This window comes from Moraxella atlantae NBRC 14588, from assembly GCF_001591265.1.
In the GTDB taxonomy this organism is placed as follows: domain Bacteria; phylum Pseudomonadota; class Gammaproteobacteria; order Pseudomonadales; family Moraxellaceae; genus Faucicola; species Faucicola atlantae.
Map to the genome: position 1 here is coordinate 1 of NZ_BCUL01000006.1, position 13,637 is coordinate 13,637.

10 protein-coding genes and 1 pseudogene are annotated in these 13,637 nt (G+C 50.5%); 3 read left to right on the top strand and 8 right to left on the bottom strand.

Going from position 1 to position 13,637, the window contains the following annotated elements:
• Positions 1-30: 30 nt before the first annotated feature.
• Complete coding sequence (locus MA2_RS04940) at positions 31-1,800, bottom strand: AMP-binding protein (protein ID WP_067057446.1); 1,770 nt, start codon at positions 1,798-1,800, stop codon at positions 31-33.
• A gap of 545 nt (positions 1,801-2,345) precedes the next feature.
• Between MA2_RS04940 and parC the strand changes: the two genes are divergently transcribed.
• A complete protein-coding gene (parC, locus tag MA2_RS04950; protein WP_067057452.1) occupies positions 2,346-4,619 on the top strand; it encodes a DNA topoisomerase IV subunit A in 2,274 nt (757 codons plus the stop codon).
• 322 nt (positions 4,620-4,941) lie between these two features.
• On the opposite strand, the gene gshB is transcribed toward parC, so the two are convergent.
• From gshB to nadC, 5 genes are read right to left on the bottom strand one after another with little or no spacing between them, the layout of a single operon-like run.
• Positions 4,942-5,913, bottom strand: a complete 972-nt coding sequence (gene gshB / locus MA2_RS04955; RefSeq protein WP_067057455.1) for a glutathione synthase — start codon at positions 5,911-5,913, stop codon at positions 4,942-4,944.
• 47 nt (positions 5,914-5,960) lie between these two features.
• The gene (gene pyrE, locus MA2_RS04960; protein WP_067057458.1) at positions 5,961-6,638 is read right to left on the bottom strand and encodes an orotate phosphoribosyltransferase; all 678 of its coding nucleotides are present in this window, start codon (positions 6,636-6,638) and stop codon (positions 5,961-5,963) included.
• 45 nt (positions 6,639-6,683) lie between these two features.
• Entirely contained in the window at positions 6,684-7,472 is a 789-nt protein-coding gene (locus MA2_RS04965; protein ID WP_067057461.1) for a hypothetical protein, read from the bottom strand.
• An 8-nt stretch (positions 7,473-7,480) separates the two neighbouring features.
• Entirely contained in the window at positions 7,481-8,365 is an 885-nt protein-coding gene (locus tag MA2_RS04970; protein WP_143821854.1) for an NAD-dependent epimerase/dehydratase family protein, read from the bottom strand.
• Between the two features lie 55 nt (positions 8,366-8,420).
• The gene (gene nadC / locus MA2_RS04975; protein ID WP_067057467.1) at positions 8,421-9,299 is read right to left on the bottom strand and encodes a carboxylating nicotinate-nucleotide diphosphorylase; all 879 of its coding nucleotides are present in this window, start codon (positions 9,297-9,299) and stop codon (positions 8,421-8,423) included.
• Positions 9,300-9,510: 211 nt separating this feature from the next.
• Between nadC and ampD the strand changes: the two genes are divergently transcribed.
• Together ampD and murJ are read left to right on the top strand one after the other, a co-directional pair.
• Positions 9,511-10,131, top strand: coding sequence for a 1,6-anhydro-N-acetylmuramyl-L-alanine amidase AmpD (gene ampD / locus MA2_RS04980; RefSeq protein ID WP_067057470.1), 621 nt, complete (start codon positions 9,511-9,513; stop codon positions 10,129-10,131).
• Between the two features lie 35 nt (positions 10,132-10,166).
• On the top strand, positions 10,167-11,789 hold the full coding sequence (gene murJ, locus MA2_RS04985; protein WP_373279753.1) for a murein biosynthesis integral membrane protein MurJ: 1,623 nt from the start codon (positions 10,167-10,169) through the stop codon (positions 11,787-11,789).
• A 28-nt stretch (positions 11,790-11,817) separates the two neighbouring features.
• On the opposite strand, the gene fur is transcribed toward murJ, so the two are convergent.
• Positions 11,818-12,252, bottom strand: coding sequence for a ferric iron uptake transcriptional regulator (fur, locus tag MA2_RS04990; protein WP_067057473.1), 435 nt, complete (start codon positions 12,250-12,252; stop codon positions 11,818-11,820).
• A 125-nt stretch (positions 12,253-12,377) separates the two neighbouring features.
• Positions 12,378-13,540, bottom strand: a pseudogene (locus MA2_RS04995) (RNA-guided endonuclease InsQ/TnpB family protein).
• Between the last annotated feature and the right edge of the window lie 97 nt (positions 13,541-13,637).

Genomic DNA, 13,637 nt, shown 5'->3' on the forward strand with positions numbered 1-13,637 from the left:
TATAAAAATAACTTAAATCATAAATTATAGCTATGATTCATTTTTAGCGCGCTGCGCTTCTTCCATTTTACGGATTTCTTTACGCAAGATTTTGCCAACGTTGGATTTGGGCAGCTCATCGACAAATTGCACGGCGCGAGGACGTTTGTAGCCTGTCAATTCTTTGCGCGCGTAATCAAGGATTTCTTTTTCGGTTAGGCTTGGGTCTTTGCGCACGATATAGGCTTTTGGTATTTCACCGCTTTTGTCACTTGGCACACCAATCACGCCAACTTCTAAAACTTTAGGGTGTGAGGCAAGTACGTCCTCGACTTCGTTGGGATACACGTTAAAGCCTGACACCAAAATCATGTCTTTTTTGCGATCCACGATTTTGATTAAGCCTTGTTCATCCATGATGCCGATATCACCTGATTTAAAAAACCCGTCATCGGTCATGGATTCGCGCGTGGCTTCGGGGCGTTTCCAATAGCCTTTCATCACCTGTGGGCCTTTGATGGCAATTTCACCGCGCTCGCCCAACGCCACTTCGTTGCCGTCATCGTCAATCAGCTTGATATCGGTACCTGGAAATGGCACGCCGATTTTGCCCGTAAAGCCTGTATCAAGCATATTTAAGGTCGCAATTGGTGAAGTCTCTGATAAGCCATAGCCCTCCACGATGTCGGTGCCCGTGATTTTTTTCCATTCTGCTGCGGTTGATGACATCACCGACATACCGCCGCTTAGCGACAGCTCGATGTAGTCATGGTTCATCTTGCGAAAGCCTTCGTGGTGCGCTAAGCCATTAAACAGCGTGTTGATAGCAGGGAAAAACCGTGGCTTGTACTTGTCCAACTCTTTGACAAAACCGTCTAAATCACGTGGGTCAGGAATCAATAGCCCCGTCAGACCCTGCTTCATGGAAATCAAGGCGCACGCGGTAAACGAAAAGATATGATACAGCGGCAAGGCAATCAAGGCATAGCCTTCGTTGTCATCCTCAGCAAACATCTGCCGAACAAATGCCAATGCTTGATAAGTATTTGACACCAAATTATGATGGGTGAGCATCGCGCCTTTGGCAACGCCTGTTGTGCCGCCTGTATACTGCAGTACGGCAATATCATCGCCCGTTAAATCATCGGGGCGGTGGTAGTGTGTGGCAGAGGCATCGAGCACGGTTTTGAATGACACCGCATTTGCAATGCGCCATTTTGGTACCATTTTTTTGATATAGCGCACGGCAGCATTGACGATAAAGCCTTTGACTGTTCCCATCAAATCGCCCATACGGCAAACCACCACATGCGGCACCAACGGCTTGCCGATTTCCTCATAAGTATGGGCAAAGTTTTCAAGGATAAACATCGCCTCAACATCCGCGTCTTGCAATTGGTGCTCAAGTTCATGCGCGGTGTACAGCGGATTGACGTTCACAAGCGTGTAGCCTGCGCGCAAAATCCCCATCATACACACAGGATATTGCAAAATATTGGGCATCATCACAGCAACGCGCGCGCCTTTTTTTAGACCCAAGCCTTGCAAATACGCGGCAACTTGGCGGCTATAGATGTCTAACTGGCGAAACGTGATACCGCTGCCCATGCAGACATAGGCTTGTTTGTTGCCAAAGCGTTCAAACGCGTTTTCAAACACGTTCATCAATGTGACATCGTTAGCCGGTGGGGTAAAGTCTGCGCTCATGCCGTGGTCGCGGTAGGTTTTGAGCCACGGTTTTTCGTGCCGTGTGGCAAGGCGCGGTGCGGCAGTTGAATGGGTAACGTCGGCGTTATCGTTGGTGGTGGGTTGGTCAGTCATTGCAAATTCCTTGCTACATTATAGGCATGATGGGCGTGAGTAAGTGTTGGTTCACACGTTTAAATTCTCACTTGGCTAGCGTAAAATCGGTGGTTGGTATTTGTCAAATATAGGCATCACAACTATTTTAAAAAAATTTTTAATTTTAAAATTTTTGGTGAAAAATTTGCCAAATATACGTCAGTTTTTGATTGGCTAGGTGAGCATTCAACCTCTCCATCGCAAAACAGCCAACAAACCTCGACTTTTGCGCCCGTGTGCTGCAATCACTTCCTTGTCACCGTGGCGCACAACCAAACTAAGTTTGGTGCTAAGCTAAGTTTAGATTTGGATAATGGCATTACCTTACTAAACTTTGCGCCATTTCTCAAGCAGATTATCTTGTTTTGCGTGGGTAAAATCTAAGGCAAAACTTTGGTTGGGACTTTAGCCAAGTTTTACCAAACGACATATATTGTCGTCCAAAAAACGGTGCATGTGTTTTTAACTTGCGTTTATTTTATCCTGTTTTATCATAATGCCGTTGAAGATAGGATAAAAAAACCATGACTGAACTTGCAACCGCCGACAACACGCTGCCTAAAACCTTGCCAAACCATGACCCAAGCCTGACGCGCTCGGTGGCGGAGTTTAGCGAGCAGGCGTATTTGAACTACGCCATGTACGTCATCATGGATCGCGCGTTGCCGCATATTGCCGATGGGCTCAAGCCTGTGCAACGCCGCATTATTTATGCCATGAGTGAACTGGGGCTCAAAAACACCGCCAAACCCAAAAAATCCGCGCGTACCATCGGCGATGTCATTGGTAAATACCATCCGCACGGTGACAGCGCGTGTTATGAGGCCATGGTACTCATGAGTCAGCCGTTTAGCTATCGTTATCCGCTGATTAGTGGGCAAGGTAACTTTGGCTCACCCGATGATCCCAAATCCTTTGCCGCCATGCGCTACACTGAGGCAAAACTATCCAATTATGCCAATACGCTGCTGCAAGAACTGGGGCAAGGCACGGTCGATTGGCAAGACAACTTTGACGGTACATTACAAGAGCCTGTGACCCTACCTGCACGCCTACCCAATATTTTACTCAATGGCACCACGGGTATCGCCGTTGGCATGGCAACTGATATCCCACCACATAACCTGACTGAGGTGGTCAAGGGCTGTATCGCGCTGTTAAAAAACCCAAATTTGACCGACAAGCAACTGACAAAGTATATCCCTGCGCCTGATTTGCCGACACATGCCGAGATCATCACCCCGCCTGCCGAGCTGCTTGCCATGTACCAAACGGGACGCGGTAGCTACAAAATGCGCGCTGTGTATCATATTGATGAACACGAAAAAAATCTGGTTATCATCGACGCATTGCCTTATCAAGTGTCAGGCAACAAGGTGATCGAGCAAATTGCCCAACAAATCGGACAAAAAAAACTGCCGTGGGTCACCGATATTCGCGACGAATCTGACCACCAAAACCCTTGCCGTATCGTCATTGAACTGCGCTCAAGCCGTGTGGATATTGAGGCATTGATGGGGCATTTGTTTGCCAGCACGGACTTACAAACCAGCTACCGCGTTAATCTTAATATCATCGGTAGCCACGGCAAGCCGCAAGTTATGGGGCTGCGCGAGATTTTGACCGAATGGCTTTTGGTGCGCCGCAATACGGTAACGCGCCGCTTGCGCTATCGGTTGGATAAAATCACCGAGCGGCTACACATTTTGGCAGGTTTGTTGGTGGCGTATGTGCATTTGGACGATATCATCGCGCTCATTCGTGAGGTCGATGATGCCAAAGCTGAGCTGATGCGCCGTTATGATTTGAGCGAACGCCAAGCCCAAGCAATTTTAGATATTCGCTTGCGCCAACTTGCCCAACTTGAAGAGCTTGAACTCAAGCGCGAGCAAGACGAACTCACAGGTGAGCAGCAACGAATTGAAGGTTATCTCAATGACCCCGACAGCTTGACAGGCTTATTGATTGACGAGCTAACCGCCGACATGAAAGCACACGGCGACAAACGCTTATCGCCGCTGGTTGAGCGCAGCGAGGCGGTCGCCCTCAAAGACAGCGATCTGGCACCCAGCGAGCCTATCACCGTGATTGTATCACAAGCAGGCTGGATACGCGCGGCAAAAGGGCATGACATCGACCCTGCTGGTATGAACTACCGCGCAGGCGACAGCTACCTGACCCACGCACTTGGCAAAACCAACGATAAGGTGTATTTGCTTGACAGCACAGGGCGCAGCTATCGGCTAGACGCGCACAACTTGCCCTCAGCACGCGGACAAGGCGAGCCTTTGACCAGTTTGCTAAAACTACCCACAGGGGCAACCATCGTCCACGCCTTGATGGGGCAAGACGCGCAAATGCTGCTATTGGCAGGCACGCAAGGCTATGGCTTTATTACCGAATTGGGCAGCCTTGATACCAACCAAAAAGCAGGCAAACAGCTGATCACCCTAAGCGATGACGAAACGCCACTGGCGCACCTGATCGATAGCGACGACACTCAAATTGCCGTTGCCAGCACGGCAGGCAATGTGTTGTGCTACCCACTGGCGGATCTGCCCACGCTCAAACGCGGCAAAGGCAATAAACTGATGGATTTAAAAGGCAATGAAACCATCGTCGCCCTAACAACCTTTGGCGCATCCGACAGCGTACAAGCCACCGCAGGCAAACGCACCTTGACGCTCAAGCCTGCCGACCTTGCCAACCACACGGGCAAACGCGCCCAGCGCGGTACGGCACTGCCTAAGGGCTACCAAAAAGTTGTCGGGCTAGCCAAAGTCATGGATAAATCTTAGTTTTTATCATTCGTTGCCGTAAACCTGCGACTTCAGGCGGTGGATATAAGGCAATTGTTAAATGCGATGAGTTTTGCTATACTCATCTCACTATATTCAATGTCTTACATTCCACAGTTAAGTTAAGACTAAATTGCGAGTACGCAGTAACTTAACTGGTAAGACGTTTCCAAACACACACTTAAGCTAATTCGTGTCTATGACAATCCTAACGGTAGGATTAGCTTAAAATAAGAACCTAAGATGTACGGTGTGTCGTACGGGCGGTTGCCATTGTCTTAGGTTTGCGGTGGGGCTTCACCGTCTTGCAGAAGGAATCCCCTCACTTTAGGGAGGGGAGGAAGTCAACCAGACGTTGTTCAAGAAATACCATAAAATCATCGGCAATGTGTGTACCGCATTGCTGATCAATTTCACGCACACATGTTGGGCTGGTCACGTTGATTTCGGTAATATAACCGCCAATCACATCAAGCCCAACAAACCACAAGCCTTTTTCCATCAACACAGGCGCGACGGCTTCGGCAAGTTCGCGTTCTTGCGCCGATAGTGGCATGGCAACGCCGCGCCCGCCTGCTGCCAAGTTGCCGCGTGTCTCGCCTGCGTTTGGGATACGCGCCAAACAATACGGAACAGGCTTGCCGCCAACAATCAACACGCGCTTGTCGCCTTCACGAATAGCAGGGATATACTTTTGCGCCATAATCGGCAGGGTCTCAAGCTGGGTCAAAAGCTCAAGCGTTGAGCCGATATTGGGGCTATCGGCTTGCAAGCGAAAAATCCCCATACCGCCCATGCCATCAAGTGGTTTGACGATCACATCACCGTGTACCTGAATAAACGCGCGAATAGGCGCTTGGCGCGCGCTGACAATGGTCGGGGTCATCAATTCGCTAAACTGGGTGGCAAACAGTTTTTCATTGCAATCGCGCACGCTGCGTGGGTCATTGGCAACCAACACGCCTGCACGTTGGGCGTATTCCAACAAATACAAGGCGTACAAAAAGCGCATATCAAACGGTGGATCTTTGCGCATAACGATCACGTCAAAATCTGTCGCCGCGTGGGTGGTTTTTTCGCCCAGCTGATAAAAATTGGCAGGATCTTGCGCCACACTCAGCGGTTGGCTATCAATGTTTAGCTGCCCGTTTGCCAGCCACAAGTCATGAATTTGGCAATAGTGCAGCGCGTGTCCGCGTGCTTGCGCCGCCCACAACATGGCAAGGGTGGTGTCTTTGGCATAGTTCACCGTGGCGATATCATCCATCACAAACAAAAATTGGCGCTGAGGCATGGTATTCTCTCTTTTTTTACACAAATTAAATGAATAAAAATAATGCGTTACACACCGTATTGCTGACGATAGGCTTGCATTTTAGTAAGCTGTTCGGGTGCACCGTGCGCCTCGACATACGTGATGATATCCGTCATGCTCACCAATGCCAATACAGGCACACCAAAGGCTTCGGCAAGCTCTTGCATGGCAGAACGCTCGCCCTGCCCCTTTTCTTGACGGTCTAGCGCGACGATAATCCCTGCAACGCGTGCGCCTGCATTGTCCAACAATGCCATAACTTCGCGCATGGCAGTGCCTGCCGTCATGACATCATCTAGCACCCACACCGCACGTCCGTGTAGATCGGCACCAACCAACGTACCGCCTTCACCATGATCTTTGGCCTCTTTGCGGTTATAGCCCCAATCGGCATTGATGCCATGTGCTTGCCATAGCGTCTGAGCGGTGGCGGCAACCAGTGGAATGCCCTTGTATGCCGCGCCAAAAATCGTTAAGTTTTGTGTGTCTGCGTGTTGTTTGAGCGTGTCGGCATAACCTGCCGCCAGTATGCTTAGCAACTCGCCCGTTGCCAATAGCCCTGCGTTAAAAAAATACGGACTGACGCGCCCAGACTTGAGGGTAAATTCGCCAAATTTGAGCACACCGTTTTGTAAGGCGGCTTCAATAAATGCCTGTGGGCTAAAAATCGCGCTGGCAGTTTGGTTGGCTGACGCTTGGGTCATGGCTTTTTCCTTTTTTAACTGGTAAAAATATTCAACGGACAAAAACTAAAACGTTAGTGGGCTGTGCGCAGCAATCGCGCTACGGCGGCTGCTAATATCATGCCCTATCGGCTTAGTCATGTGCACGCCCATGGCAAATAACGCCAGCTCAACATGACTGGGTAAAATCTGCCAATCGCGCTCACGGCTAAGTGCGCGCAAAGCTTGACGATGGTCGGCGGCAAATGTCGTCAGCGCATCCGCCAGTGCTTGCAAGGTCGCACGGGGATTGACGCTTTGGCGCGTACGGCATTGGCACAACGCCCACACGCATAGCATCACAGGGTAACGATGCTTGGCAACCAACAGCCGCCACGTCATATAATCAGGCGGCAACTCGGATGGCAAACGCTCGCCATCCATCGCTTGTAACCACAGTGCCGCATCAGGCTGTGTTTGCCACAGCGTATTAAATAACGTTTGGTCAAAACGCGCCACCATGACAGGCAACCACGCCAACGGCAATCGCCACGCATACGGGTCGGCGGCGGCTTGGGTCAAGGCGCGTTGATCATGCAGCATATTGGCTAGCGTGTGGTAGGGAAAATCATCGTCGCTTGTATCAGCACGTGTCTTCGTGTCGTGTGTCGCGTTGTTGTGATCATACACGCCAAAACCTGCCGCCTGCCAAGTGGCTGTACCGCTGAGCTCATATTGCAGCCAGTCTTGCCACGCGTGATTGACCATGTCGCTGGGCGCGTCGATCGGTCGGCGTGGATCGGGCAAGGCATGGTGTTCGGCATCGGTCATGACGTTTGGGTGACGCAAGCGATAAAGCGGTAACAACGTTGGCATGGGTTGATTTATTCTGCTTTACTGTGGGTCAAAATATCGCGGTAGCCTGCTTGGTAGTCGGGATATTCTAGCCAGTCGGTAGGTAAGTTGCCATATAGCCGCTTACCCGTGGTCGGTGCGACATGGTTGGCAGAATTTTGGCTGGCAAAATTTGCTGTATCCAAGCCCATGTACGCGGCAATAAATGCCAACACTTCGTGCAGCGGTACGGGGTGGCTATCAGTCGCCAAATACACGGGCAACGGCGCAGCGGCGGTAATGATATGGTATAGCGCATTGACCAAGTCGCGGTCCATGATGCGGTTACTCCAGTTATTTGACGTGGCAGGGCGTGCGCCTATAGCGATATCACGCGCCATAGCAAGCAAGCGGCGACGCTCACGCCCATAGATACCGCTAGCGCGTACAATAGTGCAGCGCGTGCCAAATGCGGCTTGTAGCGTCTGCTCGGTTTGTAACAACACTTGGTTGGTCGCTGAAGTTGGCGGTGCTAGCGGTGTGTCGATGTCGATACGCTCACCTGCATGCTGCCCGTACACACCTGTTGATGATACATACACCACGCGTTGTAAATTGGGCAAATCCGTCCCCAGCCGTACCACCGCTTGCGCAATCGCCAAATAGCTGTCGCGATATGCCTGCTCGTCCATACCCGACGGTGTAACGATGATCACAACATGGCTAATGGTGTGCCGTGCTTGCCCCAAATCTGCGGCAGTCAACGTACGTGCGTCAGCGCAAAGATGACCAATGCTGGCTGCCAAATCGGTTTTTGGCGAACGGCTAACCGCCGTGACACGATAGCCATCGGTTGCCAAACGATTTGCCAACGGTAAGCCGATCGCACCCACGCCAATCATGAGATAATGGGCTTGGTCTGTCGTTATGGTCATAGTTTTGCCTAAAGAGCTTTTTATCTGCGTGTTATACAAGAAATTTTGCGCGGCGTTATGCAATCGTCAAATCGTGTTTGACAAACCGCATGGATAAATCCACCGCGCGAACATGCTTGGTTAATGCACCAAGAGAAATATAATCCACACCCGTCAAGGCGACCTCGCGTAAATTGTCAGCATTGATATCGCCTGAGGCTTCAAGTTTGCACGGCTTGCCCAATGCTGCCACCCGTGTCACAGCGGTGCGCGTGTCTGCTAATGAAAAATTGTCCAACATGATGATATCGGCGCGCGCGGCAATGGCTTGTTCAAGCTCATCAAAGTTTTCAACTTCAACCTCAACGGGCAAATCAGCGATACGGCGCGCATTTGCCACCGCCTGCCCGATGCCACCGCTTGCCATGATATGGTTTTCTTTGAGCAAAAATGCATCAAACAGCCCAATGCGGTGATTGTGCCCACCACCGCAGCGCACGGCGTATTTTTGGGCATGGCGCAGTAACGGCAAAGTTTTGCGCGTGTCAAGCAGTTGGGTCGGTAAATCGGCGATTAGCGCAGCGTGACGGGCAACACTGGTTGCGGTAGCAGATAGGGTTTGCAAAAAGTTGAGCGCGGTACGCTCACCTGATAACAGCGCGCGCGTATTGCCCTGCAAGGTTACCAACACGGTATCGGCGGCAACCTGCGCCCCATCTGACACGTGCCACACGATATCCATGGCTGGGTCAAGCAAACGAAACGCAGTGTCCGCCCATGCCTGTCCTGCCAATACCATCGGCTCACGGCTGATGATGGTTGCACGGTCGCGTTGCCTAGCAGCAATCAGCGCGGCGTTGATATCGCCTGTGGCGATGTCCTCTTGTAAGGCTTGCGCGACTTGCTTGGTTAGCTCAAGACGTAACGCGGGCGAGATAACAGGCGGCTGCGACATAATATTTTTTGTGTTTCCTCTGTGTGACAATGACATCATTTGACAGTTAAATCTGCAATGTTTAAACATCGCTTGGGCTATTATCGCTGATTTGACAGCAAAATGGGTAACGTTTTGTGTGAGGTGGTCTTGCGCCGACTAACAGTTGGCTGCCGTTTGGATTATACTGGTAATCAAATAGATCCGTTTTTGCCAGACAATAGGAAAAATCATGCCCACCCCTGCCCCATCTGCCAACACTTTAGCCCATTTTGACATCCAAGACGGGCGATTGCTGCCTGCGGCGTTTGTGCCATCGCCAAATTTTGGCGCGCGCCCTGCACCGTATGATGTTGCTGCCAATTTGCGTTTGATTGTGATTCATAACATCAGCTTACCGCCCAGTGAATTTGGCAAAACCAATGCCGCAGGCGAGCATTATGTTAAGGCGTTTTTTCAAAATCGGCTGGATCCTGCTGATCATCCGTATTTTGCCCAAATTTATCAACAGCAGGTGTCAGCGCATGTGTTGATTGAGCGTGATGGGCAGGTGACACAGTTTGTGAATTTTGCTGATCGCGCGTGGCATGCTGGGCAATCACGGTATTTGGGCGTGGCAAATTGCAACGATTTTTCGATTGGCATTGAGCTTGAAGGCGATGATTACACGGCGTTTGACGCGCGCCAGTATGACGCATTGGCGGCAGTGGTGGCGGCAATCAATCGCACGTATCCCAAAACGCGCCATCATTTGGCAGGACATAGTGATATCGCACGCGGACGTAAAACCGACCCTGGTGCAGAATTTGACTGGCTGCGTTTGCGGCGGCTGATCGCACAATATTTAGATTGAACGCGTGTTGGGCGTGTGATGACAGGACAGCCAACTTGGTAAAAATAGCGATCAAACCAAATAACCGCGACAGGCATGACCCTAACAAACGCGGCTTGTTGTCGTCTGCTGCGGTGGTCAGTGCGCTGACTTTGCTGTCACGCGTACTTGGGCTGGTTCGTGATGGCGTGCTGCTGCATTGCTTTGGCAGTGGCGGCATGATGGATGCGTTTTTGGTCGCGTTTCGCTTGCCAAACTTTGTTCGCCGATTGTTTGCCGAAGGGGCGTTTTCACAGGCGTTTGTGCCAGTGTTGATGGATTACCAAACGGCTGCCGAACGCACGGGCGATCTTGCGCCGCTGCGAGGGTTGCTACAGCGGGTGACAGGTGCGTTGCTGCTGATTTTGGGTATCATCACAGCTTTTGGTATATGGGCTGCGCCGTGGTTGGTGCATGGTTTGGCGGTGGGGTTTGTCGATTCGCCTGCTAAGTTTGATGCTGCGGTACAACTGGTACGCGTGATGCTACCATTTGGGCTGCTGATTACCTTGACTGCATTGGCAGGTAGCGTGTTACAAAGTTACCAACGTTTTGTACCGCCTGCCTTTGCGCCTGTGGTACTCAATGTAATGATGATCGGTGCGGCGTGGTGGGTCGCACCGCACACCGCCCAGCCGCTGGTTGTCGTGGCATGGTCGGTGACATTGGCAGGCGTGGTGCAATTAGTGCTGCAACTGCCTGCTTTGCGCGCGCTTGGGCTGTTGGTGCTGCCGCTGCTTGATTTTGCCCATACGGGCGTACGCCGAATGCTGCGCCTACTGTTGCCTGCAGTGTTTGCCGTGTCGGTGCTGCAAATCAATCTGTTGTTAAATACGCTGCTTGCTTCGCTGATGGTCGATGGCTCGGTGGCGTGGTTGTACGCGGCAGAGCGCGTGAGCGAATTGCCGCTTGGGTTGATCGGGGTGGCGATTGGTACGGTGATTTTGCCCGTATTGGCACGTACGGCAAGCGCGGATACGCCAACGGCGAACTTCGCTCAAACGTTGGATTGGGCGGTGCGTTTGGTGGTGTTGATTGGCTTGCCTGCCACGGGTGCGCTGATGGTGATTAGCGATGTGTTGATGGTGACGCTATTTGCCCATGGTGAGTTTAGCCTGTATGACGCACAGATGGCAGGGCTCGCGCTTAAAGGCATGGCGGCAGGGCTGCTGGGTTTTATGTTGATTAAGGTATTCGCGCCTGCGTTTTTTGCTCGTCAAGACAGCCACACGCCTGTGCGCGTGGGCATGGCGGCGGTGGCGGTTAATGCGCTGGCTTGTGCGTTGTTGATCGCATTGTTTCATTGGCTTGGCATTGCCTTGCATGCCGCATTGGCGTTTGCTACCTCGGCGTCCGCGCTTACCAATGCTGCGCTGTTATACAACAGGCTACACCGCCATGGTGTATATCGACTAACGCGTACATGGCGGCGGTTTGGTTGGCAATTATTGGCTGCCAACACCACCATGCTGTTGGCATTGCTGATTAGCGTAGCGTACTTTCCGCTGACTGGCTCACACATGACACAAATTTTGGCACTGGCTGCCTTGTGCGTTGGTGGAGCGTTGGCATATGCCGTCACATTGTTGGCAGTTGGCGTACGCTTGACTGTGTTGACACCGCCGCTGCTTGCCAAATAATGTTCGTTTTTATCGCACTTGGTTTCGGTTATTTTTTGCCTGCAGCTTGACACTCAGGGTCATCACACACGCCATACAGCACCAGCGAATGCCCCGATAAGGTGAAATTGTGCTCAGCGGCAACTTGGCGTTGTAGCTGCTCAATTTGTTCATTATGAAATTCAATAATTTTGCCGCATTGTTCGCATACCAAATGGTCATGGTGGCTATCATGCGCCAGTTCAAACACCGACAAATTATTGTCAAAGTTGTGCCGCTCAACGATACCGACTTGCTCAAACTGCGTCAAAACGCGGTACACGGTCGCAAGCCCGACATCCTCGCCCTGCTCAATCAACGCCTTGTACACGTCCTCGGCACTCATGTGATGTTTCGATGTGCTCTCTAGCAGCTGTAGGATTTTCAACCGTGGCAGGGTGACTTTGAGACCTGCACGGCGCAAATCTTGGGTACTCACAGACATAGCAATTCCTATTATCTTTTGTTTATCATTTACGTATTATAAAATATTTTTGCCATAAAAACCGTGACTTTATGTAGTTACCGCCATTGTCTGCGCAAAGTTTGTCCCTTGACTTCCTCCCCTCCCTAAAGTGAGGGGATTCCTTCTACAAGACGGTCAAGCCCGACCGCAAGAATGTTCTTACTGGCGTTGATATCTCTATCATGCCATGTGCCACACTTTGCACAAGTCTACTGCGAGCATAGCTCTTGTCTTGCGAACGGGCAAAGCAGTGCTTTGCTTATCCGTTCTCATCTCTTATTCGCAAACCTGCTCTACCTTTCGGACTACTGGATATATCGCCACAGCACGAGCAAGTTTGGGTAGTGTATTTCTCATTTACGATTTCAAAACGGCAACCTGCATGCTTGCATTTGTAGGTCAGTTGCCGTTTGAGTTCAAACCAACCTGCGTCATATACGCTTTTGGCTAGTTTGCCTTTTTTACGGCTGAATTGGGTGGTTTTTACATCACCGACCACGATTAGGGCATTGTTTTTAACTAGCCCTGTGGTGAATTTGTGGATGAGGTCTTGGCGTGTGTTTTTGATTTTGGCGTGGATAGCCTTAACACGTTTTTTATTTTTGGCTCGTTGAGCAATGGCTAAATCTTTAGCATATTTGAGCGTCTGCTTGATGGTAAGTTTATCGCCATTTGAGGCGGTGGCACTGTCTTTTAAGCCTAAGTCTATGCCGACACTACCTGTTCCACACTCGGTTTTTGGGTATTCTTTAACGGTGATACAGGCATACCAACGGTTACGGCTGTCTTGGACGATTTCACAAGTATTAATACTATATAGCGATAAGTTATAGCTGTCCCATAGGTCGATGATGAGCTTCTGCCCTTTGGCTAAACTAAGCTGTAAGGTTGATTTTAAGCCTTTTTTACCCGTCTGATGAGTAGCCAGTAACTTGATTGCGGATTGCTTAAATGGAATCCAACCTAGGCTTTTACGCTTTGAGTTTGGGTTGTTGGTTCGCCATGATAGTTTAGCCTTTTTGAATTGGCGTCGCGATTTGGCGTGAGTTTCGTTAATGGCTTGTATGGTTTGAGAATGCAAGCCTAGCAGTTCACCGCTACCTTTGGTGTATTCGTTTAGGTCATAGGCACTAAGAAATTTGCCTGTTTTTTGCAGGTATTTGTAACTCAAGTCATTCACATAGTTCCACACGAAATTGACCGAACCGCTTAGGCGGTTAAGCTTTGCTGTGTGTTTGTCTTTTATGCGTAGCTTGAGGGTTTTCATGGGGTTAGTTTAACATATTTAATAAGTTTCTGTGTGTAAGCATGGTTTCGGAGTTGCCTTATATCCACCGCCTAAAGTCGCAGGTTTACGGCAACGG